A 24193-nucleotide genomic window follows, 5' to 3' on the forward strand; every position below is an offset into this window, starting at 1 on the left:
CCTCAAAAACACCGGAAACGACGCATCCGTGAAAACACTGATATCAGCTTGATTATTGCGACTGCTTTTTGCAATGCAATATTCGCATTCCAGGAATGCGTCGGCACGAGATAATCCGCCTCCCATCGTTCACAGAACAAAAAACCGGAATATCCGGCGCGGATCCGATCCCTTCGATTTTCGCCGCGCACCGCTCGGGAAACCCGCACCGCGTTACGAAAACAGGCTCATCAGATAAAGCATCGGCCGGAACGACACCGGCCGCGCATCGGGGTTCACCCACAACCGCACTGCGTACACCGCGTAGGCCGGCACTTCGCGCCAGCTCGAATAGACGTCGCGCAACTGGAAACGGCCCGGATACGCGGCGGAGATGTTCGCCCGCGCGATGCCGACGCGCTCGAACGCGAGGCGCGCCCGCGCGAGGTGGTAGTACTGGCTGACGATCAGCACGCGCGACAGGCGGTGCGCCTGCAGGTACGCGAGCGTGTGCTGCGCAGTCGCGAGCGTGTTGTCACCCTGGTCGTCGACGGCGATCCGGTCGGCCGGCACGCCGCGCGCCACGAGATAGTCGCGCATCGTGGTCGCTTCGTTCAGCCCGGGGCCGTCGATCGCGCCGCTGACGAGGAACGCCGGGCACTGCCCGGTGCGGTAGCAACGCACACCGACGTCGAGCCTGGCGGCGAGCACGGGCTTCGGCGCGCCGGTCTCGTCGAGCGCGTTGCCGAAGATCACGGCGACATCGGCCGGCTCGCTCGGCATCCGCATCCCGTATGCGACGAGCGCGACGGCCGCGGCGACCCAGAGGCAAGCGACGACAGCCAGCAGGCGGCCCGTGCGGGCCAACAAGCCCCGTTTGGTTTGGTTGTTCAAGGTTTTCGGTCTCTCAGGTCGTCGGGCGTATCGGCTTGGCCGGCCCCGGACGGGCGCGTAACGCTAGCACGGTGCGCATTCGGGTGTCCACGCGACGGACGGCCGCCGGCCTTCCGGCACGCCGACCGGAGAAGCATGCCCGGCGAAGCGGGCCGGCAACACGGAGATCGAAAGAATGTGAATGGCCGCGCGGCGATGCGCGGCCCGGCACGGCCCGAATCAGTCGGCCGGGCACATCGCGAGCCGCCCCATCGCCTCGCCGGCGCCGCGCACCGCGCAGGTGGCCGGCTCGTCGGCGATCCGGGCGACGAGCCCCGTCTCGTCGTACAGCAGGCGTTCGAGATCCGCGAGCAGCGCGCCGCCGCCCGTCAGCACCACGCCACGATTCGCGATGTCGGTCACGAGCTCGGCCGGCGCGTTCTCCAGCACCGACTTCACTGCGCCGATCACCTGCTTGAGCGGCGCGGCCAGCGCATCCGCCACATCGTGGTTGGACAGCTCGATCGAGCGCGGCAGGCCGTCGCCGATGCTGCGCCCGACCGCGCGCGTCGACCTGCGCGGCACCGCGCTGGTGGCCGAGCCGATCGTCTGCTTGACGTGCTCGGCCGTCTGCTCGCCGAGCAGCACGCCATACAGGTTGCGAACGTGGTTGACGATCGCCGCGTCGAACTGGTTGCCGCCGACGCGAATCGCCTCGCGGTAGACGATGCCGCCGAGCGCGATCACCGCGACTTCGGTCGTCCCGCCGCCGATATCGACGACCATCGAGCCGACCGGCTCGGTCACCGGCAGGCCCGCGCCGAGCCCGGCTGCCAGCGATTCCTCGATCAGTTCGACGTCCGATACACCCGCCGCGAACGCGGCCTCGCGGAGCGCGCGGCGCTCGACGGCCGTCGCATCGGACGGCACGCACAGCGTGACCTCGACGCGGCGGCCGAAGCGCGAACGCGTGCGCGACATGTCGATGAAGCTGCGGATCATCTGCTCGGCCGCATGCGCGTCGGCGATCACGCCGTGCCGCATCGGCCGCACGGCTTCGAGATGCCCCGGTTCGCGGCCGAGCAGCGCCTTCGCGAGCTCGCCGACGGCCTCGAGCGTCGGCCGCGCGTCGGTCGCACCAGCCTTGCGGAAGCAAACGACCGACGGCTGGTTCAGCACCACGCCGCGTTCGTGCGTATAAATCCGCGTACTCGCCGTTCCAGGGTCGATCGCAACGGGTTGCGCAAACAACTTTCCGAACAGCGGTGTCGACATATCAAACCTTTGTAATCGAACGGGTTGGGGCAGCCGCGCCGCATTTCCGCGGCGCATCCATGCCGCCCCATCACAGCCTTAGCGGCAAATCGTTCCGATACTTTAGGCAATTCCGATGATTTTTTCGCGAAACAATTGTCAAAAATGCCGGTCGGGATGCATCCGGCTACGCAACGGCCTCTCGCGTTGCGCCTGTAAAACACGGTAATCTCTCGGTCTTGCCTGCTCCCGGCAGGCCTCAGACGCCCGATCACGCCAGGTATTTCCTCCATGACAGCGACCGTTTCCTTCCGCTGGGCGCGGGTGCGCCCGCTCTGCACGACGCTCGTCGCCTTCTGGTGCTGCACGGTCGCCGCGCAACCGCTGCCGGCCGCCGAATCCGCTGCCGCCCAGGCAACCGCCGCCAGCGCGCCAGCTGCCGCGCCCGCCGCATCCGCGCACACCTGCGAGGCCGACGGCGGCCCGGCCGGCCGGCCGTCGATCGGCCTCGTGCTGTCCGGTGGCGGCGCGCGCGGCTATGCACACCTCGGGGTCCTGAAGGTCCTGGAGGACAACCGCATCCCGATCGACTGCATCGCGGGCACCAGCATGGGCGCCGTGGTGGGCGGCCTCTACGCGAGCGGAATGGCCGCCGGCGAGATGCAGAAGCGCTTGTCGGAGGTCAACCTCGCGGACATCGCGTTCGACGTGACGGAGCGTGCAGACCTGCCGCAAACCAGCCGGGAGGACGAACGCCTGTACATCAACGGGCTGACGCTGGGCTTCGGCAAGAAAGGCGTGAAGGTGCCGGTCGGCCTCGTGCAGGGCAACCGGCTGCAGGCGCTGCTCGCGAGCTGGACGGCCGCCGTGCCGACCAACCAGCCGTTCAACCGCCTGCCGATCCCGTACCGCGCCGTCGCGACCGACCTGCAGACGGGCCAGATGGTCGTGCTCGACCACGGTTCGCTGCCGCTCGCGATCCGCGCGAGCATGGCGATGCCGGGCCTGTTTGCGCCGGCCGAGATCAACGGGCGCGCGCTCGTGGACGGCGGGCTCGTCAGCAACCTGCCCGTCGACACCGCACGGCAGATGGGCGCGAACGTCGTGATCGCGGTCGACATCGGCTCGCAACTGCGCCCGCTCGATGCGCTCGCGTCGCCCGCGGACGTGATGCAGCAGATGGTCGGCATCCTGATCCGCCAGAACGTGACCGCGCAGCGCAAGCAGCTCGACGCGCAGGACGTGCTGCTCACGCCGGATCTCGGCTCGCTCGCGTTCACCGATTTCCAGAACGCGAAGCAGGCGATCGCCGCCGGCGCGGCCGCCGCGACCGCGGCGCTGCCTAAGCTGCAGCGCTTCGCGCTCACGCCGGAGCAGTATGCGGCCTACCGGTCCGCGCACGCGCAGCCGCTGCCGCCGCCGATCCGGATCACGCGCATCGACATCAAGACCACCGGCGGCGTGCCGAAGCGGGTCGTCAGCAACGCGCTGCACGTGAAGCCCGGCGACATCTACGATCCGGACACAGTCAGCCAGGATTTGCTCGGGCTCACGACGGGCGGCAACTTCGAGAGCGTCACGCAGCAGATCGTGAGCCACGGCGACGAGAACGTGCTCGAGATCGATGCGCGCGAGAAATACTGGGGGCCGAATTTCCTGCTGTTCGGGCTCGGCATGTCGAGCAGTTCGACCGACGAGGGCGGCTTCCGCCTGCACGTCGGCTACCGGCGGCCGTGGCTCACCGAATCGGGGCTGGAATTCCGCGCGGACACGACGATCGGCAGCGACCTGCAATCGGCGCGCGTCGAGTTCCGCCAGCCGCTGTCGATGGCCTACGGCGTCTACCTGTCGCCCTACGCGGAATACCAGCGCCGCTACGCGAACCTGTACGACGACAGCGGCGACGTGAAGATCACGCAGTACCTGATGCAGACCGCGCGCGCCGGGCTCGATTTCGGCCTGCCGATCGGGCGCCTCGGCGATTTCCGGATCGGCCTCGGTTACGTGACCGGGCACGGCTCGCCGACCTACAACCTGCCGTTCGACGACGGCAGCGGCCAGACGCTGCTGTGGCCAAGCTTCACGTCGCAGGCGCTGACCGCGCGCGCACGGCTCGTCATCGACCAGCTCGACGATCCGCTGTTCCCGCGCAAGGGCTATTTCACCGAGCTGCGTATCGAACGCTCGCTGGTGTCGCGCAACGGGGGCTCAGCGCAGTCGTTCGACGACAGCATCAACAACGCGCCCTACACCGAGATCTACGGCAAGGCGATGGTGGCGCAGCAGTTCGGCCCGCACAGCGTCAGCGCGACGATCGAAGGCGGCAAGAGCATCGGCGGCACCAACCTGATCAACGCGTTCAACTTCACGCTCGGCGGCTTCCAGCATCTGTCCGCGTATGCGGCCGACCAGTTGAACGGCAATGAGCTCGCGTACGCGCAGGTGACGTACATGAACCAGTTGATGACGTTCAACGCGTCGCCGGTCAAGGCGCTGTCGGTGGGCGCCAGTGCGGAAGTCGGCAACGTCTGGTCGAGCGGCCAGCAGATCGGCGGCGGTGCGCTCAAGCAGAGCTATACGTTCTTCACGAGCCTGTCGACCGCGTTCGGGCCCGTCTATATCGGCGTGGCGCTCGCGCCCGGTGGCCGGCGCAACTTCTACCTGCAGCTCGGCCGCACATACTGAGCGTGCGCGGATGCCGCTTCGGCGGCATCCGCGTCTGCGCCGCGCCGCACGCCCGGATCGGAATTCCGCCGCCATCGCGACCGCCCGGGCGTGTGCCCGTTCGATGCTGTCGCTTGCGCGCGCAACGCGCTCGCATCCGGCGCGCGCGGCTGTGTGCTGTCGTGCTGTCGTGCTGTTGCTGCCGTCGAAGCACGGGGCCCGCGCGGCGTATCGCTAGACCGGCCAGCTGATCTCGAAACGCGCGCCACCGAGCTCGACTGGATCGACGACCGCGATCCGGCCGTTGTGCGCGTGGAGCACCTGCCGCGTGATCGACAGGCCGAGACCATAGCCGCCGGTGCGGCGGTCGAGGCGCACGAAGGCGTCGAAGATTCGCTCGCGCTCGCTCTCCGGCACGCCTGGGCCGTCGTCCTCGACGAAGATCCCGATGTTGCCGTGCACGAGCGAGATCCCGACGACGATCTGCGATTTCGCGTACTTGCTCGCGTTGCGCAACAGGTTGCGCATTGCATACGACATCAACCGCCGGTCCATCTTCACGCGCAGGTCCGACGCGATCGCGACGCGCGACTCGATCGCGCGCTCCGGATACAGCAGCTGCGCATCGCTGACCTGATGCTCGAACCACGCGACGGGGGCCGTCATCTCGAGGTTCGACTGCAGCGAGCTGTATTCGAGCCGCGCATACGTGAGGCTCATGTCGATCAGCTCTTCGAGCTCGGTCACGTCCTGCGCGATGCTCTCGAGCGCGCCCTGATATTCGGCCGCGGAACCCGGTTCGCGCAGCATTTCGAGCGCGAAACGCACCCGTGCGAGCGGCGTGCGCAGCTCGTGCGAGATACCGTTCGTGAGATCGCGCTGCGCGGCGATCAGCCGTTCCATGCGCATCGCGAGCGCATTCAGCGTCCGCGCGAGCGGGCCGATGATCACGCTGTGCGATTCGCGCGCACGCGTGTTGAAGCGCCCGCCGGTGAAATCGATCGCGCGCTCGCGCACCATCACGAGATCCGACCACACGGGCCGCATCCAGCGGTACGCCGCGAGCGCGGGCGCGGCGAACACGAATATCAGCACGATCCAGATGTCGCCGGGCAGCGAGTCGAACGCATGCCACACGACCTGCGGCGACAACTCGACGCACAGCGCGAGCGCCGGCACGAGCGCGGTCAGCAGCACGAGGCCGAGCAGATGCAGGTAGGTGCGCACGTAAAGGCGCGACCAGCTTGGAATGCGGTCGGCGCGCGTGTCGGTCCACGCGCGGCGGAAATGCAGCCAGCGCCATTTGACGTAGCGCAGCGTCGGCAGCGGCGGTGCATCGGGGTGCGAACGGGTTCGTCGGATCATCTCGGCTCCCGGCCGGCGGGTGGAATGCCCGCGCGGAACGTGACGGCGACGCACGAACGCCGCGTCATTCCCACGCGTGCTTGCTGAATTGATAACCCTTGCTGCGAATCGTCTTGATCCGCTGCGGGTTGCTCGCGTCGTCGCGCAGCTTGCGGCGCAGCTTCGAGATGCGCCCGTCGATCGTGCGGTCGAGGCCGTCGAATTCGACGCCGCGCAACTGCAGCATCAGGTCGTCGCGGCTGACGACTTCGCCCGCATGGCACACGAGCGCCCACAGCAGGTCGAACTCGGCCGACGTCAGGTCGGGCGTGCTGCCGTCGGGCAGCACGACGGAGCGGTCGGTGCGGTCGATCGAGAACTTGCCGAACGCGTAGCGCTCGGGCTGCGGCGCGGTGCTCTCGGCCACGCGCGCGGGCGCGCGGCGCAGCTGGGCCTTGATCCGAGCGAGCAGGATGCGCGGCTCGACCGGCTTGTGCACGTAGTCGTCCGCGCCGAACTCGAGGCCGAGCAGTTCGTCGAACGGCTCGTCGCGGGCCGTCACCATGATGATCACGCCGTCGTACTGCTTGCGCGCCTCGCGGCAGATTTCGAAGCCGTCCTTGCCCGGCAGGTTCACGTCGAGAATGACGAGATCGGGACGAATGGACAGGATCGCCGGCACCGCGGCGTCACCATGCAGCACAGTGTCGACTTCATAGTCGTTCTTGCGCAGGTAGCCGGCGATCAGCGTGGACAGGCGGGTGTCGTCTTCGACGAGCAGGATGCGAAAAGACATGGGTAGCGGTCGGATCATCGGGGAGGCCACGGCGGCGCCGGCCGGTGCCGGACGCCGGCCATCGGCCGAAACGTACCGCATGATACTGCGCCCGCCGCTTGCCTGTTTGCCGGTCTTGAAAATAAGGGCGCAATGCCGGCTGCGCTTGACGAATCGGCGCCGGGGCGGTTCCATACGGGCTCGCCGGAATCCGGGCCGCTCACCTACCCGCCTGATGTGATGAATTACCAGACGATCCTCGAACGCATCCACACCGAACTTGCCCCCTGGATTGGCCAGGGGCGGGTTGCCGATTACATTCCCGAACTCGCGAAAGTGCCTGCCGACAAGTTCGGGATGGCCGTCGTGACGCTAGACGGAAACGTTTGCACGGTCGGTGACGCGCACGAGCGCTTCTCGATCCAGAGCATCTCGAAGCTGTTCGCGTGCACGCTCGCGTTCCAGCTGCTGGGCGACGCACTGTGGGAACGGGTCGGCCGCGAGCCGTCCGGCAACGCGTTCAACTCGCTGGTCCAGCTCGAAAGCGAGCGCGGCAAGCCGCGCAACCCGTTCATCAACGCGGGCGCGCTGGTCGTCACCGATGTGCTGTGCCGCCGCTTCGTGAGGGCCGAGACGGCGCTGGTCGAATTCGTGCGGCGGCTGATCGGATCGAACGACATCGACTACGACTCGCGCGTCGCGCAGTCGGAGCTGCAGCACGCGGAGCGCAACCGCGCGATGGCGCACTTCATGGCGAGCTTCGGCAACATGCAGATGCCGCCCGACACGGTGATCGATGCGTATTGCCGCCAGTGCGCGATCACGATGAACTGCGTCGAGCTCGCGCGCGCCGCGCTGTTCCTCGCGAACGGCGGCGTCGCGCCGGTGACCGGCGAGCGGATCGTCGACTCGAGTTCCGCGAAGCGGCTGTCGGCGCTGATGCTGACCTGCGGCACCTACGATGCGGCGGGGGATTTCGTGTACCGCGTCGGGCTGCCTGCGAAGAGCGGCGTTGGTGGCGGGATCGTCGCGGTGCTGCCCGGCGAGATGGCTGTTTGCGTGTGGGCACCGGGGCTCGATGCGAACGGGAACTCGCTGGCGGGCACGCTGGCGCTGGAGTGGTTGACGACATATTCGGGAAGGTCGATCTTTTGAGGCATCGAGGTTAAGCGAGCCTCATCTGGCCCAACGGCGGGAGATTCATATCGGCGCGTGCGCTTGATGGGGAATTCGGCCATCGGCGGCGATCGACCCAACTGGGCCGCACAAAACGCCTACTTCCAAAAGGCCGTTTCCGAAGGTAAAACGGTCACTCGCATGCAGGCCGATGTCGATTCGGTGCAAGCTGAGCCGCTAGAAATTGCGCGCCAGGCCGACCATGAACATGTCCTGGTCCTTGTCGTTGCCGGTTGCGACACGATTAAAGCGCAAGCTCGCCGCCCAGTCGTTCGTTACCTGATAGGTCACCTGCGCGCTGAGCAAGGCATTGAGTCTCGTTTTGCTCGCGACCTCGTCCCGATCATGCGAGAGATACGGGCCCACACCTGCCGAAAGCGTCCATTTGCTCTTGATCGGCGCGACATACCAGAATTGCGCCGCCACACCTTTTCGGCCGGCGACGCCGTTATTGCCTTCGTAGACGAAGCTCGCCGAATAGGCCCATGCATTGCCGAGCGGCCGCTTGACTTCGACCATATACCCTTTTTCCATCGGCACTTGGGGACGGTTCGTCTGCGATGTCCCGGCCCAAACGCCAACCTGCGTCTTGCCGTCCGAAAAGGCCGGGCCAGGATCGCCGCCAAAATCCGAGCCGATGCCGAAGAGCACCGCGTCGGAGTTGAATCCGTCGATCATCTGCACGTGGTTGTACTGCACCTTGAGGAAGAAGCGGTTGGGTACGAGGTAATACCGCACCGCTGCCGAGGCGCGCACGCCCCATCGCTTTTCATTACGCGGCTGGTCGTTGACGTGTGTCGTGTCCATGCTGAAATACGGCCCCGCCGACAACTCGAGCGCCAAGCGATCACCGACCGGCCAACGAAACGAACCGATGGCGGCGAAGCCGTCACGGTGGTGATCCAGGGGATGCCCCTCGTTCACATACGCGAGGTAGACCGAGAGGTAGTCATTCAGGACATCGCCGAAGCCGACTTCGTAGGCGCGCCAATGCATATCGCCACCGTTGGTCGCGCGTCCGTCGCCATACACCGCATAGACGTTGATCGTTCTTTCCGATGGCTTGAACCCGGTCGGCAAGTTCGAAGGACTGTCCTCGGCGTGCGCGAGGCCTGCGCCCGCCAGACATCCCAGACCTGCGATCGAGCTTGCGAGGACGAAGCGCGAATAGATGCGACGGCACTGTCCCATTTGGACACCCCCTCACCTTGGTAACCGCGATTTCTTGGGCAAGTTGATGACGATTATAGGCAGCCATCGGGTAATGGGGGCAATCCGCACAACTTCGGCCGCTGCCCCTTATAAGCAATGGGTCGGGCGGCTATGATCCGATCCGTCGCCATCGCTGAGCTCGGACACAGGTCGAGCGTACACATTCGCTCGTAGCGCCCCCGACATTCGGACTTGCAGGGGCGCCAATGTTCGGAAAGCGCCTTGTAACCGCCTCACGCACGCCGCTCCCCGAACGCACGCACGGATGACTACGTATACGAGGTGGTCGATCTTTTGAAGCGGCGAAGTCAGATATGACCGATTCGCCGCAAAAGGAGCGCCATCGACATTCCCGGATTCAGGTATCGGCTATCGTCGGCGACGGCGACGGCGACGGCGACGGCGACGGCGACGGCGACCACCAGTGTATTGCCGGCAGGCAGGAATGTGACGCCGGCGTAATGATCGCCGGCTCGCGGCGCGATAAAACGCCCCTACGAAAATCGCATCGGCAGCCGCCCCGATTTTCCGGTACAAATCGGGGACGTTGAAATTCCCCGCGGGCTATCGGAGACCCTCGCTCATGACTCGGCAAAACGCACCGGATATCGCAACGGCAACCCGCACGACTTCCGGCGACTCCCCATCCGCGCCGATTCCCGCCATCGTGCCGTCCGGCACCGCGCTGCTCGTCATGCATTACCAGACCGACATCCTCGGCCTGTTTCCGTCGGTCGCGCCCGGGTTGCTCGCCAATACGCGCCGGCTCTGCGATGCGGCACGGGCGAGCGGCATCGGCGTCTGGTTCGCGAACCTGCGGTTCAGCCCCGGCTATCCGGAAGTCAGCCCGCGCAACAAGAACGGCCAGGGCATCAAGCAGCGCGGCCTGTTCATCGACGACGGCCCGTCGCCGGAGCTCGGCCGGCAGGCCGACGAGCCGCTGATCGTCGCGCACCGCGCCAGCGTGTTCTTCGGCACCGATCTGCAGGCGCGGCTGGTCGAGCAAGGCGTCGATTCGCTGATCATGGTCGGCATCGCATCGACGGGCGTGATGCTGTCGTCGATCGCCCACGCGAGCGACGCGGACTTCCGGCTTTATACGGTCAAGGATTGCTGCTACGACCCGGACCCGGTGGTCCACGAACACCTGTTCTCCACCGCCTTCGAATCGCGCACGACGGTGCTGTCGCTCGCGGACGCGTTGCGGCTGCTCGCGTAGGTGCCGGCATACGCGTACGCGTGAGCGTGACGGGTCAACGGTATCGCCCGGACCGACCCGCAAGATAACGGCTACCGGGCCGTTCCGATTCCGTTCAGGATGAGGTCGATGCCGGCCACGAACTGCTCGCGCTCGTCGTGCGCGGCCAACTGCGCCGCCACCTTGCGCACGAACGGATACGCCGCCGGATCGAGTTGCGTCCACCGGTCGGCGACGGTCGCAACGACCTCCGGCTGCCCCGGATCGCGCGGATGCAGGCGGGCGCCCGCCGCGTATTGGCCGGCCAGCCCGAAGATGTAGTGCATCAGCGCGGACGCCGCGTTGAATTGCGCAGGTTCAGGCACGCCCAGCCCCTGCAGGTGCCCGCCGATGCTTTCGAGGATGCGCAGCACCGCGTCCTGCCACGGCGCGCGGAACAACTGCGCGCCCACCCACGGATGCGCGCTGAACGCGTCGAACAGACGCAACGCGACGCGACGGATCGCCTCCGCCGCATCGCCGTCGGGCGCGCTCGACTCGTCCGCCATCGCGGCCGCGATCACCCGGTCCGCGGCCGCCGCGAGCAGGTCGTGCTTGTCGGCGACATGCCAGTAGATCGCGCCGCTGCCGGTCGCCAGGTGCGCGGCAAGCGCGCGAAACGTCAGCGCGCCCTCGCCTTCGTGGTCGAGAATCTCGATCGCCGCGTCGACGATCCGCTCTTTCGACAGCGCGTCGGCGCGCCGTTCGGTTCGGTTTCTGCTTGTCATGCGCGGTAGCTTGACACACCTGGAACATCGTTCCAATATCCCGCAATGGAATGATGTTCCATAAGTTCCCTTCGCATGGCACGACACCTAGTCAGGTGCCGCCCTTCTTACTGCCGCCGGCCCACCCTGGCTGGAAACCGAGCCCTCGATGACTCAACCCGTCACCCATGATGTCGTGATTGCCGGAGCCGGCCCTGTCGGCCTGTTTCTCGCCTGCGAGTTGCGCGTTGCCGGCCTGTCGGTACTGGTGCTCGAGCAGGCCGGCGATCCGGCCTCCCCGCTGAAGCGGTTGCCGTTCGGCATGCGTGGCCTGTCGGCGCCCACCCTCGAAGCGTTCTACCGGCGCGGCCTGCTCGACGACATCGCGATGCCGTCCGGCGCATACGACACCGCGCACTGGATGCGGCAGTCGCGCCGTCCGGGCGGCCATTTCGCCGGCATCCCGTTCTTCCACGACCGCATCGATGCGTCCCGATGGCCGTACCGTCTACCCGGCCCGGCCGGCACCCACATGGCGACCGATCTCGAACGCGTCGAATCCGCGTTGGCCGCCCGCGCGAGCGCGACGGGCGTCGAGATCCGGCGCGGCATCCGTGTGGAGGGCTTCGATCAGTCGGACGGGGACAACGCAGTGACGCTGCACGCAGGCGGCAACACGTGGCGCGGACGCTCGCTCGTCGGCTGCGACGGTGGCCGCAGCACGGTCCGCAAGGCCGGCGGCTTCACGTTCGCCGGCACCGATCCGGAATTCACCGGCTACTCGATCGAAGCCGAGCTCGCCGATCCGGGCACGCTGGCGCCCGGCCGTCACTACACCGCGACCGGGATGTATACGTACACGCCGCCCGGAACCATCGCGATGGTCGAGTTCGACGGCGGCGCGTTCCACCGGCGCGGGCCGGTCACGCTCGACCATGCGCAGGCGGTGTTGCGTCGCGTGTCCGGCGCGGGCGTCACGCTGACGGCGCTCCGGCTCGCCACCACGTGGACGGACCGCGCCTGCCAGGCGACGGCCTACCGCAACGGACGCGTGCTGCTCGCGGGCGATGCCGCGCACATCCACTCGCCGCTCGGCGGCCAGGGGCTCAACCTCGGGCTCGGCGACGCGATGAATCTCGGCTGGAAACTGGCCGCCACGATCCGCGGCGACGCGCCGGCCGGCCTGCTCGACAGCTATGCGGACGAGCGGCATCCGGTAGGCGCCCGCGTGCTCGACTGGTCGCGCGCGCAGGTCGCGCTGATGCGGCCGACCCGGAGTTCGCGCGCGCTCGAGGCGATCGTCCGCGATCTCGTCGACACGCGCGACGGCGCGACGTACTTCGCCGAGCGCGTGTGGGGAGTGTCCGTTGCGTACGATCTCGGCGGCGGCCATCCGCTCGTGGGGCGCAGCGTTCCGGACTTCGAATTCGTCGACGGAACACGGCTCGGCGAACACGTCAGGCACGGCAAGGGCATGCTGCTGGACTTCGATGCAGGAAGGCCGTTTCAGACGCTCGCCAACCGCTGGCGCGACCGGATCGCGTATCTCGCGAGCGATGCGAAAGACCGGCTGGGATTGCGCGCCGTGCTCGTGCGGCCCGATGGTTTCGTCGCGTGGGCCGGTGACGATGCTTCGAACGTCGACGAAGCGGCGCACGCGGCGATGCGTTGGTTCGGCATGCCATGCGCCGCGCGTTGAATGCGGCCGCTCGTCGGCGGAAGAATCCGTGCCCGATACGCCTCCCGCGTGCGTGCCGTCGACGGCGCATCCAGCTTATCGGATTCGGTGGGTACTGATAGACGTTCAGGCCACCGGCCAGCCCGATCGGGTCCTGAGTGATGTACCGTCTCGAGTTCGGATCGTAGTACCGATACCGGTTGTAATGCAGCCCCGTCTCCTCATCACGATACTGCCCCTGGAACCGGATTGCGTTCCCCGCCTCGTTCCGCTCCGGTATCTCCGGCCAGACCGTCTTCTCCCCACCCCACGCCCGATACCCCCCAGCCACACCACCTTCCCCGACTCATCCAGCCGTCCCGCATGGTCGCAACGAAAGCGCGTCACGCCGCCCTTCGGATCAGTCAGCGACAGCAGCTCGCTTTGGACACACCATGCGTAGCGGGTCGCACGCGCCGGCCGCGTCGCGTTGCCCGCGGCCGGCACGACGCCGATCGCATCGATCGCGAGGATGTGCCAGTTCGCTAGTTGACGCGCGGCATCACCATCTACACAAAGATGATGAATGTCAGTAGCAACATCGTAAAGCGATGGCGCATTCGCACTCACCGATAGCAAATACAGACACTGCACATAGATTTCGTGAACAGGTCTTTCAACCGCCGCCGCATCAAGCTCAATCAGCGCCGGAAACGTCTCGGGTGCAGGAACCGGACTGGTGAGAACGCGCCGCCCTTCAGCGTTCCGTCGGATCGCTTGCGGAATCTGACGTTGGAATATCAACAGTGTTGACGTCTCGCGTGCGCCATTATTCGCGGCCATCTCATTCTCTCAGCGTTCGCTCTTGTTTGAGGAAGCCGAAGAGATAACAGATGCCAAAACCGACATCCAGCGAACGGAAACTGTCTGAAACAGTGTTCAATTGCACAGTCTCAAAATGCCCTGCGCAAATGCAAAAACCGTCGACATGACTTCCTGGTCATGTGTTGTTCCCGGCACGGGCCGGCCATGAAGCACCTGCCCCGCCAGGAATCCGTGATCAACGCACTACTTCGCGATATACACACCCGACGTCGGGCACGTGCCCTGCGTATTGCCGTCCGTCACGAGCGATGCGGCGCTCGGGAACTGCGTGGTCGCGTTCGTCTTCACCGCGATCCACGCTTCGGTGAAATAGCTCACGCCATTCGTCTTCGTGCACTTCAGCGACACCGCGCTGCGCGTATTGCTGCCGAACGCGCCTTCGAACGCCGACAGCAACTGGTTACGCGTGACCGTCTTGCCCGCGTTCGCCTGCAGGAATGCGTTGAACGACGTGTTGCCGAGCCGGCTGATCATGCCGGACGCCTGGTTCCAGTACGCATCGGGCGATGCCGAATTCGAGCAGGTGCCGTGCTTGAACCACTCGTGCTTGTCGAGGCACGACGCAACGCCCGGCATGTACGTCGACAGCGTGTTGCGGGTCGCGCTGCTGATCGGGTAGGCGTCCATGCTGCACCACTGGTGTGCGTTGTCGAGGTCGATGTCGTTCTGCGGCACGCCGCAGTAGAACGGCTGGTTGCCGTCGTAGTTGTTCGGCCACAGGCCATGCAGCGACAGGCTCGTCGCCGCATACGTGCCGGCGAGGTTCGTGCATTCGGGCGTGTCGTGCGACACGCAGAAGCCGGGCTCCCACGACGCGGCGAGCAACAGGTAGTCGTAGCTGGTCTGCGCGGTGGCGTGCAGTGAAGCGGAAGCGACGGCGAGTGCGGCAGCAGCGCGGGCGAGCGTCTTGAGCATGGCGTTTCCTCGGAAAAGGCTTGCGGTCGCGGGATGCGCCGCAAGGTTGTCGAATGTCTGCCCGCGATTGTTGCCGACGCAACATGGCACGAATGTGAAGGTGGACGAATGATGTCCGGCGGCACGGGTGCGGGCACGCACCGTCGCGTCGCACGCTGCCTCACACGGCCGACACCGGCACGCCGTCGCTCACGACCCGGCGCCCAGCTGCGTGCATGCCCGCGCGACCGATTCGGGGCCTTCGAGCGCGAGGATCTGCCACACGCCGATGCTGACGCGCCGGCGCGCCGCCGTCGACGCATCGGCCAGCAACGCCTCGACGCGCGGTGCGGCGTCCGGCGACTGCTGCTTCAGCGCCGCATGATGCCGCGCGCGCGACGCCGGTGCGGATTCGTACACGTCACACAGGCGCACCATCCCGGCGAGACCGGCGAGGTCATCGTCCTTGTCGATCGCGCCCGGCTCGACCGGTGCGAGCCCCTTGCGCTCCTCTGCCGGCAGCTTGTTGCGCGCGCCTTCGTCGATCGACGTGGCGGATGCCGGCGGCAGGCCGCCGATCGCCGCGACGATCCGGCTGCCCGAAGCGATCATGTCGCCCTGGCACTCGACCTTCTCGGCGGCCGCGACGTTCGAACAGAACGACACCGAGATCCGGTACACGTCGTTGCTCATGCGCGGCACTTCGTCCGCACTCGCTTGCGCGAAGCCGGCGCTCGTCAGCGCCAGGGCAGCGGGAATCAGGATGCGGAAAGCGCTCGTCTTGTTCATTGTTGTTTGCGTATGTGGGTTCTCGTGGCGGGCAACATCGCCGTGCCGCACGCTGGCGGCCTCCGTGTCGCCGGGCCCTCGTCCGGCGACACGCGATCACTTCATCGACGCAGCCTCCGATCCGCCGGGCGACAGCGCCGCGTTGTCCTGCTCGCGCCACGTGCGGCGCGACGCCATGATCGCCTTCACGGCCGAGCGCGCGACTTTCCACCACGCGAACGGCCGCGGGTCGGCAAGCATGCTGAGCGCGCGCGCATAGTCGAGCGTGAGCCCGGGCGTCCACGCCATCGTCACCGCGCGCTTGCGGATCTGCGCGGCGACCCACAGCTCCGGCGTGAGCAGCAGCCGCACGAACGCGCCCCACCCGGCACGCGCGCCCTTCAGCCGCCACACCGCGCCGTCGAGCGCGGCTTCGAGCGCGTTCGACACGGTGCTCGAGCAGTTGCGGTGCGTGAGGTTGTACGTCACGTTCTGCCGGTACGACGTCCAGAACGCATCCAGCTTCGCCGGATCGTAGTTGCGGATCCGCACGCGCACGGTCGACGGGCACCATGCCTTCGATTCGGTCGCGTAGTCGGGCTGGAACAGGCCCGGCACGTCGTTTTCGCGCGTCGCGCGCAGGATGCGCGTGAATTCGTCCGGAGAACGATCGATTTCGACGCCGGGATACAGGCTGATATAGATCCCCTCCGGCGACTCCAGTGCCGCGTGGCCGGTCGAGATCACGCCGTTGACGTCCACCGCCGCGATATAGCGGTCGATCACCGGATAGCGCTGCGCTTCGGCCTTCGACGTGCCGGTCGGCGTCCACACGTGCACGGTGAGTGCATGCTCGCCGTCGGCGGGCGGGCCGTCCCATTCGGATTGGGCGAAATGCGGGAGGTCGCGCGCATCGTCGAGGTCCGGCGCGAGTGCCGGTGCCGGCGAAGTCGCGAACGCCGGGTTGCGCGTCAGCCGCCGCACGCGCGCGGCGAGGCTCAGCATGTGCATCCCGCCGAACATCAGCAGCAGGCCAAGGCAGTACGGCACGGTGCCCACGTAGTGGGTCGGATACGGCTGGTAGAAGAAGATTGCCAGCAGGATCTCGACGACGCCCCATGCGAATGCGACGTTCCAGCGGCGATAGCGCACCATCCACGCGGCGGTGCATTGCAGCAGCCCGTCGACGAGGAACAGCGTGCCGAAGATCATCGACAGCAGGAAATGGCCGTGGTGATGCCCCGCGAACACGAGCCCGGCAGCGACCACGACCGCGATCCCCTTCACGTAGCGCAGGACGCGCTGCCCGCCGACGCCGCTGCCGGCCATCGCGAGCGTCGCGAGCCCCTCGATCAGGAACAGCCACGCAAAGATCTGGATCGGAAAGTGCAGCGCGCCGTCGAGCGCATCGACGAAGATCACGCCGCCCGCGACGACCCACACCCAGCCGAGCACGGTCAGCCCGCGCCAGCGGGTGCGCAAGTATTCGATACCCAGCAGCAGCAAGACCAGTCGTACCATCGCGCCCTCTCGTCATTTTTTCGAGAAACGCGCTGGCCACGCGTTTCCTGTCGTTTCGACCGCGCATCGTGCGACGCACAGGCCGAAATGCGGTAATTCGTACCGGCGCGTCATGCCTCGACATGACCGATGGCGGCCGGTACGCGTCCGCACCGGCCAAATAATAAGATATGGCGGAGACGGTTGAAAGCGTGACGAACACGTTGTCGGCACGGCACGGACGGGACGAGCCGGCCGCTGCCGAGGCAGATTTTCCGTTCGACAACGCACGGCGGATACGCGAGAATCCGGCTTCCGAGGGCGAAAGCCACTGAACTGAATCGAACCGCACGAGACGGGACAACAACAATGAAAGTATCGATCACGCGCCGGCGCCTGCTGGCCGCCGGCCTGGCCGCGAGCAGCCTCGCACTGTCGGGCTGTTTCACGCCGAAACTGTACAAGGACGACGCATACAGCGAACAAGTGTCCGGATTCATGATGACCGAGGACGGCAAGAAACTGGTCGTCCTGGGCACCGATTACCACTACATCTTCGATCTGCCGGCGCAGTTGCGGCCGGTACTGCTGTCCAGCTACCGGAAATCGCTGCGTACGACGTTCGCCGGCTTTCATGCGAGCGGCGGCAGCATCACGGGCCACTACCGGATCGTGCTGCCGAAGGACGCGTCGGACGACGATCGGCGGGCTGCCGCCGCCGATGGCTTCACCGCCGCGACGGCCGGCCTCGTGCTCGAAGGCGACATCGGCGGCAAGCGCTATTCGACGGAAGGGTTCGCCGAAAAGTACAAGACCGCCACGCAGCCGTTCAATCGGCCGTACTCGGTCTACATCAGGCAATCGCCGTCCGCGCTCGGCATGGGGCTGCGGATTCTCGCCACGCCGATCACGGTTGCCGCCGACGGCGTGCTCGTGCTGGGTGGCCTCGTGCTCGTGCCGTTTGCGGCAATCGCGATCCAGGCGAACGGCGGCCTCCGGATCATGTAAAGGCGTGCGGTACGAGCGCCACAGGAGCATCGCCATGACCGCCTCACCGCTTCATACGCCGCCGCTCGGCCCGCAACTCAAGCGCTGGCGCGCGCTGCGCCGCGTCAAGCAAAGCCATGCGGCCGAACTGTTCGGCGTCGCGCAATCGACGATCTCGCGCTGGGAAGCCGGCCTCCAGCAGATGTCGCCCGACGAACGCGCGACGGCCGAACGGCTGCTCGCCGCGCGCCTCGATTCCGCGGGCGACCACGCGCTCGCACGGCTCGTCGCGGGCAGCGCGGGCCGCATGCATCTCGTGTGCGACCTCACGCACCGCCTGCTCGCCGCTTCGCCGGCGCGCGCGGCCGAATTCTCGCAGCCGCTGCCGATGCTGCTCGGCACGTCGCTGTGGCGCTACGCGACGCCGGAGATCGTCCGCATGGAAACCGCGCTCGATACGCTCGGCTGGCACGACCGCGCGGGGCCGCCGAGCGTCGAATTCGACACCGGCGCAAACGCGTCGCGCGTCGTGCCGATCCGCGGCAGCCTGTGCCGTTGGACGCGGATGACGCTGTCGGACGGCTCGGCCGCGCGGCTCGTGGAGACGCTCGACGATGCGTAATCGCCGGATCGCAACGAAGAACCGCAGGCAGGCAACGGCGCGGCGTGCTTCGATGTGTCCGGCATGCAATGCAAACGATGCCAACGTAAATGATGGCACGGCCAGGGGAAATACCACATGTCGACGCTTGTCGTGCGAGAGATCGTGATCGTCGCGTTCATGCTCCATACGGGCGCCGCCGTGCTGATCGCGCTTCGCTCGGGCGTGGCCAACGCAGGCGGCAGGCGCGTGGCGCGCCGCAGCCGCCCCTACCTGTACAGCCTGATCGTCCTGGTCCAGACCGGCTTCTTCGCCCTCTTCTGCTGGGCCGGACTTTTCGCGACGTAGCCGCGCGGCAAAGCGCGCCCGCTCCCGTCGACGGGCAGGTCCGCCGCATCCGATCCCCCGCACGCCACGCATATTTCATGCGTGGACGAACTGCGCCCACCCGCATTACGCTGGACGGCTCATCGCAAGGATGCCGACCAACCATGAACCCCGATACGATCCACGCGCGGCTCGCTTTCCTGCGCGAAGCCGAACGCCTGAAGAACGTGCTGCGCAGCGGTTACACGTCGGCCGGGCGCGCGGAAAGCACGGCCGAGCACAGCTGGCGGCTGTGCCTGATGGCACTCGTGTTCGCAGACGCGCTACCCGGCATCGACACGCTGAAGCTGCTGAAGCTGTGCGTCGTCCACGATCTCGGCGAAGCGCTGCACGGCGACATCCCCGCCGTCGAACAGGCCGCGCACCCCGACAAAAGCGCGCACGAACGCGACGACCTGCTGACGCTGACCGCGCCGCTCGATCCCGCGCAGCGTGACGAGATCGTCGCGCTGTGTGACGAATACGAGGCGGCTGCATCGCCGGAAGCGCGCGCGGCGAAGGCGCTCGACAAGCTCGAGACGATCCTGCAGCACAACCAGGGCAGCAATCCGCCCGATTTCGACTACGCATTCAATCTCGGCTACGGCCGCCGCTACACCGACGCCGCGCCGCTGTTCAGCGCGATCCGCGACATCGTCGACGCCGATACGCAACGCCGGATCGACGCGGGCGGGCAGCACGCGTAAGCGCGCGGGATCGAGCGCCGCGCACGCGGCGAGCTCGCGCCGGTCGTCGTCAAGCAGCGCCGCACGCTCGGCACGCTCGTGAACCTGCTGATCGGCAGCGGCTTCACGCTTACGCACCGGGACGAATGGGGGCCGACGCAGGATCAGGTCGATGCACGGCCCGCGCTCGACGACGAACGTGACCGGCCGATGATGACGCTCGCCGCCGCGCAGCGGTAACGCAGCCCGCCACACGCGCCCGGGCGTTCGCCCGCCGTTCTCACAAATGGCAACAATGACGCCGCGCGGCATCCGCTCCCGCACGGGGTTCGCACAATTCAGCACAATTTCCACACGATTTGGCCTGATGTCCTCGCTTACCATGAGCGGCTGATTCGACTCGGCACGGCCGCGCGATGCATACGCGGATACCGTCGCGGGCAACATGCCCGGCATGCGACGCCGGCCGGATCGTCCCGCCCGGTTGTACGCATCGCCGGTATCGCTTCATCCTCGCTGCACGCTCATGACTCAGAAGACCCACCGCCGCCGGCGCATCGTGCTGGCTTCCCTTGCCATCGTTGCGATCGCCACCGGCGTCACGCTGAAGGCGTGCGCGCCCGACAAGCATCCGCAATACCTGTCCGCGCCCGTCTCGCGCGGCGATCTCGAGAATGCGGTGCTGGCAACCGGTGCACTGCAGGCATTCAGGCAGGTCGACGTCGGCGCGCAAGTCTCCGGGCAGTTGAAATCGCTGAAGGTCAAGCTCGGCGACAAGGTCACGAAGGGCCAGTGGCTCGCCGAGATCGATCCCGTGATCTCGGAAAACGCGCTGCGCCAGGCGCGCGCCAGCGAAGAAAGCCTGCGCGCGCAACACCAGTCGACCGCCGCGCAACTCACGCAGGCGGAACTTGCGTTCCGGCGCCAGCAGGCGATGCTGCCCGACGATGCAACGTCGCGCGAATCGTTCGAGGCCGCGCGCGCGACGCTCGACGTGCAGCGCGCGACGCTCGCATCGCTCGCTGCGCAGATCCGCTCGGCCCGCATCCAGATCGAGACCGCGCAGGCCAACCTCGGCTACACGCGCATCGTCGCGCCGATCGACGGCGAAGTCGTCGCGATCGTCACGCAGGAAGGCCAGACCGTGATTGCGCAGCAACAGGCGCCGGTGATCCTGAAGCTCGCCGACCTCGACACGATGACCGTGAAGGCGCAGGTATCGGAAGCCGACGTGATCCGCGTGAGTGGCGGACAGACCGCGTATTTCACGATCCTCGGCGAACCGGACAAGCGCCACTACGGCAAGCTGCGCGCGATCGAACCGGCGCCGCAGAACTACGCCGAAGCGCAAAGCACGCTCGGCGGCGCGGGCGGCGGCACGAAGCCGAATTCGGCCGTGTTCTACCACGCGCTGTTCGAAGTGCCGAACCCCGCGCACCGGCTGCGCATCTCGATGACCGCGCAAGTCAGCATCGTGCTCGGCAACGCACGCAACGCGCTCAGCATTCCGGCCGCCGCGCTCGGCGAAAAACGCCAGGACGGCACCTACGCGGTGCGCGTGCTGCGCGCCGACGGCAGCACGGAAACGCGCCACATCCGCATCGGCATCCACAACAACGTGCGCGTCGAAGTGCTGGCCGGCCTGAAGGACGGCGAACGCGTCGTGATCGGCGAAGCAGCCGGCGACGACCACGCGCCGCTGGCGGACGTGGTGTGACGATGCGCCAGCCCCTGCTGAAACTCGCGGCCGTCACCCGACGCTTTCCGGCCGGCGACAAGGACGTCGTCGTGCTGAACAACGTCAACCTGTCGATCCACGCGGGCGAGATCGTCGCGATCGTCGGCGCGTCGGGCTCCGGGAAGTCGACGCTGATGAACATCCTCGGCTGCCTCGACCACCCGAGCGAAGGTACGTACACGGTCGGCGGACGCGACACGCACATGCTCGACAGCGACGAGCTCGCGCAACTGCGCCGCGAACACTTCGGCTTCGTGTTCCAGCGCTATCACCTGCTGCCGCACGTCGACGCGGTCGCGAACCTCGAAATGCCCGCGATCTATGCCGGCACCCCGCGCGCCGAGCGGCACGCGCGTGCACGCGAGCTGCTCGCGCGCCTCGGGCTCGCGGATCGCGCGCACCATCGTCCCGGGCAACTGTCCGGCGGCCAGCAGCAGCGCGTGAGCATCGCGCGCGCGCTGATGAACGGCGGCCAGGTGATCCTCGCCGACGAACCGACCGGCGCGCTCGACACGAAAAGCGGCCAGGACGTGATCCGCATCCTGCACGAGCTGAACGCGCTCGGCCATACGATCGTCATCGTCACGCACGACAAGGCCGTCGCGCGCCATGCGAAGCGCATCATCGAGATCAGCGACGGCGAGATCGTCGCCGACCGGACGAACCGGCACTATGCGGAAGCGCTCGCGGAAGCGTGCGTCGACGCAGCCGACGCAACCGAAGCGGCAACCGGCACGTCATCCGCCCGCGATCGTCACGACACGCCGCCGCCCGCGGCAATCGACACCGATGCGCATGCCGACACCGATTCCGGCACCCGCGCGCGCCGCTTCGCGGCCGGCTCCGGCCGCTTCGCCGAGGCCTGCCGGATGGCGTGGATCGCGCTCGTGTCGCACCGGCTGCGCACGCTGCTGACGATGCTCGGCATCATCATCGGCATCACGTCGGTCGTGTCGATCGTCGCGATCGGCGAAGGCGCGAAGCGCTACATGCTCGACGAGATCGGCAGCATCGGCACGAACACGATCAACATCTATCCGGGCACCGACTGGGGCGACAGCCGCGCGGACGCGATCCAGACGCTCGTGCCCGCCGATGTCGCCGCGCTCGCCGAGCAGCCGTACGTCGACAGCGCGACGCCCGAAACGTCGCGCACGCTGCTGCTGCGCTACCGCAACGTCGACGTGAACGCGCTCGTGAGCGGTGTCGGCGACCGCTTCTTCCAGGCGCGCGGGATGCGCTTCGCGCTGGGCGTCGCATTCGACGAGGAAGCCGTGCGCCGCCAGGTGCAGGTGGCCGTGATCGACCAGAACACGCGCCGCAAGCTGTTCGGCGCGACGCGCAACCCGGTCGGTGAAGTGATCCTGGTCGACAACGTGCCGTGCGTCGTGATCGGCGTGACGGCCGACAAGAAGAGCGCGTTCGGCAGCGTGAAGAGCCTGAACGTGTGGGTGCCGTACACGACCGCGAGCGGGCGTCTCTTCGGGCAGCGCCATCTCGACAGCATCACCGTGCGCGTGCGCGACGGGCAGCCGAGCGCCGCCGCCGAGAAAAGCCTCGAAAAACTGATGACGCAGCGCCACGGCCGCAAGGATTTCTTCACGTACAACATGGACAGCGTGGTGAAGACCGTCGAGAAGACCGGCCAGTCGCTCACGTTGCTGCTGTCGCTGATCGCCGTGATCTCGCTCGTCGTCGGCGGAATCGGCGTGATGAACATCATGCTGGTGTCGGTCACCGAGCGCACGCGCGAAATCGGCATCCGGATGGCGGTCGGCGCGCGCCAGTCCGACATCCTGCAGCAGTTTCTCGTCGAGGCCGTGCTCGTCTGCCTGCTCGGCGGCACGATCGGCATTGCGCTGTCGTTCGGGCTCGGCGCGCTGTTCTCGATGTTCGTCGCGCAGTGGAAGATGGTGTTCTCGGCCGGCGCGATCGTGACCGCGTTCGTGTGCTCGACACTCACCGGTGTGATATTCGGCTTCATGCCCGCGCGCAACGCATCGCGGCTCGATCCGATCGATGCGCTCGCGCGCGACTGACGCAAGGCCCGCCATGACGCATTCCTCACCGCTTCACCGCCTGGGCGCATTCGCGTGCGCGGCCGCGCTGCTCGCCGGCTGTGCAGGCGCGCGCCATGAACCGCTGCCCGCCGTCGCGATGCCCGCGAACTGGGCGGCGCCGGTTTCCGCCCACGCGCCGGCCACGACGCGCGACTGGTGGCGCAGCTTCGGCGATCCGCAACTCGACGCGCTGATCGACGACGCGCTGCGCGCCAACAACGACCTCGCGATCGCGGCGATCCGCGTATACCGCGCGCAACTGCAGGCCGGGCTCGCGAATACGAACCTGACGCCCAACGTGTCGGCCGGCGCGAACGGTGCCGTGTCGCGCACGCTCGATACGCATCAGATGGGCCGGTCGAGCAACGCGAACGTTTCGCTTAGCTATGAAATCGACCTGTGGGGCCGGCTGGCCGCGCTGCGCGACGCCGCGCGCTGGGAAGCCGACGCGACGGCCGCCGATCTCGAAGCCGCGCGGCTGTCGCTGATCGGCACGACCGCGTCGCTGTATTGGCAAATCGGCTATCTGAACCGGCAGATCGCGCTCGGCGACGCGAACATCGCGTATGCGGTGCGCACGCTCGCGGTCGTTCGGTCACGGCACACGGCCGGCGCCGTATCGGGTCTCGACCTTGCGCAGGCGGAACAGAGCCTCGCCGCGCAACGCGCCGCGCAGACTCGCCTGATCCAGCAGCGCACCGAGAACCGTCATGCGCTCGCGATCCTGTTCGACCGGCCGCCGCAGCAGCACGCGGCCGAACCGTCGGCGCTGCCTGACGCGGCACCGCCCGAGGTCGCGGCCGGCCTGCCGGCCAGCCTGCTCGGCCGGC

22 protein-coding genes and 1 pseudogene are annotated in these 24193 nt (G+C 67.2%); 13 read left to right on the forward strand and 10 right to left on the reverse strand.

The genetic code is table 11. The features are described 5' to 3' along the window. Nucleotides 1-213: 213 nt before the first annotated feature. On the reverse strand, nucleotides 214-873 hold the full coding sequence (locus G3N64_RS23610) for a YdcF family protein (protein WP_205786068.1): 660 nt from the start codon (nucleotides 871-873) through the stop codon (nucleotides 214-216). 219 nt (nucleotides 874-1092) lie between these two features. Next, entirely contained in the window at nucleotides 1093-2127 is a 1035-nt protein-coding gene (locus G3N64_RS23615) for a rod shape-determining protein (RefSeq protein ID WP_205786069.1), read from the reverse strand. Between the two features lie 270 nt (nucleotides 2128-2397). On the opposite strand from G3N64_RS23615, the gene G3N64_RS23620 reads away from it, so the two are divergent. After that, complete coding sequence (locus tag G3N64_RS23620; protein WP_205786070.1) at nucleotides 2398-4791, forward strand: patatin-like phospholipase family protein; 2394 nt, start codon at nucleotides 2398-2400, stop codon at nucleotides 4789-4791. Nucleotides 4792-5004: 213 nt separating this feature from the next. Here G3N64_RS23620 and G3N64_RS23625 read toward each other — a convergent pair whose 3' ends face one another. Then, nucleotides 5005-6135 (reverse strand): ATP-binding protein, encoded by a 1131-nt coding sequence (locus tag G3N64_RS23625; RefSeq protein WP_205786071.1) that lies wholly within the window; start codon nucleotides 6133-6135, stop codon nucleotides 5005-5007. Between the two features lie 64 nt (nucleotides 6136-6199). Beyond that, nucleotides 6200-6910, reverse strand: a complete 711-nt coding sequence (locus G3N64_RS23630; RefSeq protein ID WP_069260487.1) for a response regulator — start codon at nucleotides 6908-6910, stop codon at nucleotides 6200-6202. Nucleotides 6911-7129: 219 nt separating this feature from the next. On the opposite strand from G3N64_RS23630, the gene G3N64_RS23635 reads away from it, so the two are divergent. Further along, entirely contained in the window at nucleotides 7130-8044 is a 915-nt protein-coding gene (locus G3N64_RS23635) for a glutaminase (protein ID WP_205786087.1), read from the forward strand. A 198-nt stretch (nucleotides 8045-8242) separates the two neighbouring features. Here the strand turns inward: G3N64_RS23635 and G3N64_RS23640 are convergent, their stop codons facing one another. Then, on the reverse strand, nucleotides 8243-9256 hold the full coding sequence (locus G3N64_RS23640; protein WP_205786072.1) for a hypothetical protein: 1014 nt from the start codon (nucleotides 9254-9256) through the stop codon (nucleotides 8243-8245). Nucleotides 9257-9591: 335 nt separating this feature from the next. On the opposite strand from G3N64_RS23640, the gene G3N64_RS23645 reads away from it, so the two are divergent. Further along, a complete protein-coding gene (locus G3N64_RS23645; RefSeq protein ID WP_205786073.1) occupies nucleotides 9592-9828 on the forward strand; it encodes a hypothetical protein in 237 nt (78 codons plus the stop codon). A 32-nt stretch (nucleotides 9829-9860) separates the two neighbouring features. Beyond that, entirely contained in the window at nucleotides 9861-10496 is a 636-nt protein-coding gene (locus G3N64_RS23650; RefSeq protein WP_205786074.1) for an isochorismatase family cysteine hydrolase, read from the forward strand. 71 nt (nucleotides 10497-10567) lie between these two features. On the opposite strand, the gene G3N64_RS23655 is transcribed toward G3N64_RS23650, so the two are convergent. Further along, nucleotides 10568-11242: a TetR/AcrR family transcriptional regulator gene (locus tag G3N64_RS23655; protein WP_205786075.1), complete on the reverse strand. Its 675-nt coding sequence runs from the start codon at nucleotides 11240-11242 to the stop codon at nucleotides 10568-10570. A gap of 148 nt (nucleotides 11243-11390) precedes the next feature. On the opposite strand from G3N64_RS23655, the gene G3N64_RS23660 reads away from it, so the two are divergent. Continuing rightward, nucleotides 11391-12920, forward strand: coding sequence for an FAD-dependent monooxygenase (locus G3N64_RS23660; protein ID WP_205786076.1), 1530 nt, complete (start codon nucleotides 11391-11393; stop codon nucleotides 12918-12920). Nucleotides 12921-13047: 127 nt separating this feature from the next. On the opposite strand, the pseudogene G3N64_RS40440 reads toward G3N64_RS23660, so the two are convergent. The 4 genes and pseudogenes from G3N64_RS40440 to G3N64_RS23680 form a co-directional block, all read right to left on the reverse strand. Continuing rightward, nucleotides 13048-13230, reverse strand: a pseudogene (locus G3N64_RS40440) (RHS repeat-associated core domain-containing protein); the annotation flags it as partial. A 716-nt stretch (nucleotides 13231-13946) separates the two neighbouring features. Then, nucleotides 13947-14678, reverse strand: coding sequence for a ribonuclease T2 (locus G3N64_RS23670; RefSeq protein ID WP_205786077.1), 732 nt, complete (start codon nucleotides 14676-14678; stop codon nucleotides 13947-13949). Nucleotides 14679-14867: 189 nt separating this feature from the next. Further along, nucleotides 14868-15446, reverse strand: a complete 579-nt coding sequence (locus tag G3N64_RS23675) for a hypothetical protein (protein ID WP_205786078.1) — start codon at nucleotides 15444-15446, stop codon at nucleotides 14868-14870. Between the two features lie 96 nt (nucleotides 15447-15542). Beyond that, a complete protein-coding gene (locus G3N64_RS23680; RefSeq protein WP_205786079.1) occupies nucleotides 15543-16946 on the reverse strand; it encodes a DUF308 domain-containing protein in 1404 nt (467 codons plus the stop codon). 348 nt (nucleotides 16947-17294) lie between these two features. Here G3N64_RS23680 and G3N64_RS23685 point away from each other — a divergent pair, with 348 nt between their 5' ends. From G3N64_RS23685 to G3N64_RS23720, 8 genes are all read left to right on the forward strand, one after another. Next, the gene (locus G3N64_RS23685; protein ID WP_205786080.1) at nucleotides 17295-17933 is read left to right on the forward strand and encodes a hypothetical protein; all 639 of its coding nucleotides are present in this window, start codon (nucleotides 17295-17297) and stop codon (nucleotides 17931-17933) included. 34 nt (nucleotides 17934-17967) lie between these two features. Then, on the forward strand, nucleotides 17968-18534 hold the full coding sequence (locus tag G3N64_RS23690; RefSeq protein ID WP_205786081.1) for a helix-turn-helix transcriptional regulator: 567 nt from the start codon (nucleotides 17968-17970) through the stop codon (nucleotides 18532-18534). Nucleotides 18535-18651: 117 nt separating this feature from the next. Continuing rightward, nucleotides 18652-18861, forward strand: coding sequence for a hypothetical protein (locus tag G3N64_RS23695; protein WP_205786082.1), 210 nt, complete (start codon nucleotides 18652-18654; stop codon nucleotides 18859-18861). Nucleotides 18862-19004: 143 nt separating this feature from the next. After that, nucleotides 19005-19586 (forward strand): HD domain-containing protein, encoded by a 582-nt coding sequence (locus G3N64_RS23700; RefSeq protein ID WP_205786083.1) that lies wholly within the window; start codon nucleotides 19005-19007, stop codon nucleotides 19584-19586. Between the two features lie 78 nt (nucleotides 19587-19664). Next, entirely contained in the window at nucleotides 19665-19805 is a 141-nt protein-coding gene (locus G3N64_RS23705; RefSeq protein WP_241021170.1) for a hypothetical protein, read from the forward strand. A 286-nt stretch (nucleotides 19806-20091) separates the two neighbouring features. Continuing rightward, nucleotides 20092-21282: a macrolide transporter subunit MacA gene (macA, locus tag G3N64_RS23710; RefSeq protein WP_205786084.1), complete on the forward strand. Its 1191-nt coding sequence runs from the start codon at nucleotides 20092-20094 to the stop codon at nucleotides 21280-21282. A gap of 2 nt (nucleotides 21283-21284) precedes the next feature. Next, the gene (locus G3N64_RS23715) at nucleotides 21285-23342 is read left to right on the forward strand and encodes a MacB family efflux pump subunit (RefSeq protein ID WP_205786085.1); all 2058 of its coding nucleotides are present in this window, start codon (nucleotides 21285-21287) and stop codon (nucleotides 23340-23342) included. Nucleotides 23343-23355: 13 nt separating this feature from the next. Continuing rightward, the coding region (locus tag G3N64_RS23720) for a TolC family protein (RefSeq protein ID WP_205786086.1) at nucleotides 23356-24193 on the forward strand (838 nt) is incomplete at its 3' end.

Source organism: Burkholderia sp. Ac-20344 (assembly GCF_017104975.1).
Taxonomy (GTDB): domain Bacteria; phylum Pseudomonadota; class Gammaproteobacteria; order Burkholderiales; family Burkholderiaceae; genus Burkholderia.

What these genes read in the sequence shown, in the direction of transcription:
- G3N64_RS23615 (WP_205786069.1), bottom strand. Translation starts at nt 2,127, where the DNA reads ATGTCGACACCGCTGTTCGGAAAGTTGTTTGCGCAACCCGTTGCGATC.
- G3N64_RS23620 (WP_205786070.1), top strand. Translation starts at nt 2,398, where the DNA reads ATGACAGCGACCGTTTCCTTCCGCTGGGCGCGGGTGCGCCCGCTCTGC.
- G3N64_RS23625 (WP_205786071.1), bottom strand. Translation starts at nt 6,135, where the DNA reads ATGATCCGACGAACCCGTTCGCACCCCGATGCACCGCCGCTGCCGACG.
- G3N64_RS23630 (WP_069260487.1), bottom strand. Translation starts at nt 6,910, where the DNA reads ATGTCTTTTCGCATCCTGCTCGTCGAAGACGACACCCGCCTGTCCACG.
- G3N64_RS23635 (WP_205786087.1), top strand. Translation starts at nt 7,130, where the DNA reads ATGAATTACCAGACGATCCTCGAACGCATCCACACCGAACTTGCCCCC.
- G3N64_RS23640 (WP_205786072.1), bottom strand. Translation starts at nt 9,256, where the DNA reads ATGGGACAGTGCCGTCGCATCTATTCGCGCTTCGTCCTCGCAAGCTCG.
- G3N64_RS23645 (WP_205786073.1), top strand. Translation starts at nt 9,592, where the DNA reads ATGACCGATTCGCCGCAAAAGGAGCGCCATCGACATTCCCGGATTCAG.
- G3N64_RS23650 (WP_205786074.1), top strand. Translation starts at nt 9,861, where the DNA reads ATGACTCGGCAAAACGCACCGGATATCGCAACGGCAACCCGCACGACT.
- G3N64_RS23655 (WP_205786075.1), bottom strand. Translation starts at nt 11,242, where the DNA reads ATGACAAGCAGAAACCGAACCGAACGGCGCGCCGACGCGCTGTCGAAA.
- G3N64_RS23660 (WP_205786076.1), top strand. Translation starts at nt 11,391, where the DNA reads ATGACTCAACCCGTCACCCATGATGTCGTGATTGCCGGAGCCGGCCCT.
- G3N64_RS23670 (WP_205786077.1), bottom strand. Translation starts at nt 14,678, where the DNA reads ATGCTCAAGACGCTCGCCCGCGCTGCTGCCGCACTCGCCGTCGCTTCC.
- G3N64_RS23675 (WP_205786078.1), bottom strand. Translation starts at nt 15,446, where the DNA reads ATGAACAAGACGAGCGCTTTCCGCATCCTGATTCCCGCTGCCCTGGCG.
- G3N64_RS23680 (WP_205786079.1), bottom strand. Translation starts at nt 16,946, where the DNA reads ATGGTACGACTGGTCTTGCTGCTGCTGGGTATCGAATACTTGCGCACC.
- G3N64_RS23685 (WP_205786080.1), top strand. Translation starts at nt 17,295, where the DNA reads ATGAAAGTATCGATCACGCGCCGGCGCCTGCTGGCCGCCGGCCTGGCC.
- G3N64_RS23690 (WP_205786081.1), top strand. Translation starts at nt 17,968, where the DNA reads ATGACCGCCTCACCGCTTCATACGCCGCCGCTCGGCCCGCAACTCAAG.
- G3N64_RS23695 (WP_205786082.1), top strand. Translation starts at nt 18,652, where the DNA reads ATGTCGACGCTTGTCGTGCGAGAGATCGTGATCGTCGCGTTCATGCTC.
- G3N64_RS23700 (WP_205786083.1), top strand. Translation starts at nt 19,005, where the DNA reads ATGAACCCCGATACGATCCACGCGCGGCTCGCTTTCCTGCGCGAAGCC.
- macA (WP_205786084.1), top strand. Translation starts at nt 20,092, where the DNA reads ATGACTCAGAAGACCCACCGCCGCCGGCGCATCGTGCTGGCTTCCCTT.
- G3N64_RS23715 (WP_205786085.1), top strand. Translation starts at nt 21,285, where the DNA reads ATGCGCCAGCCCCTGCTGAAACTCGCGGCCGTCACCCGACGCTTTCCG.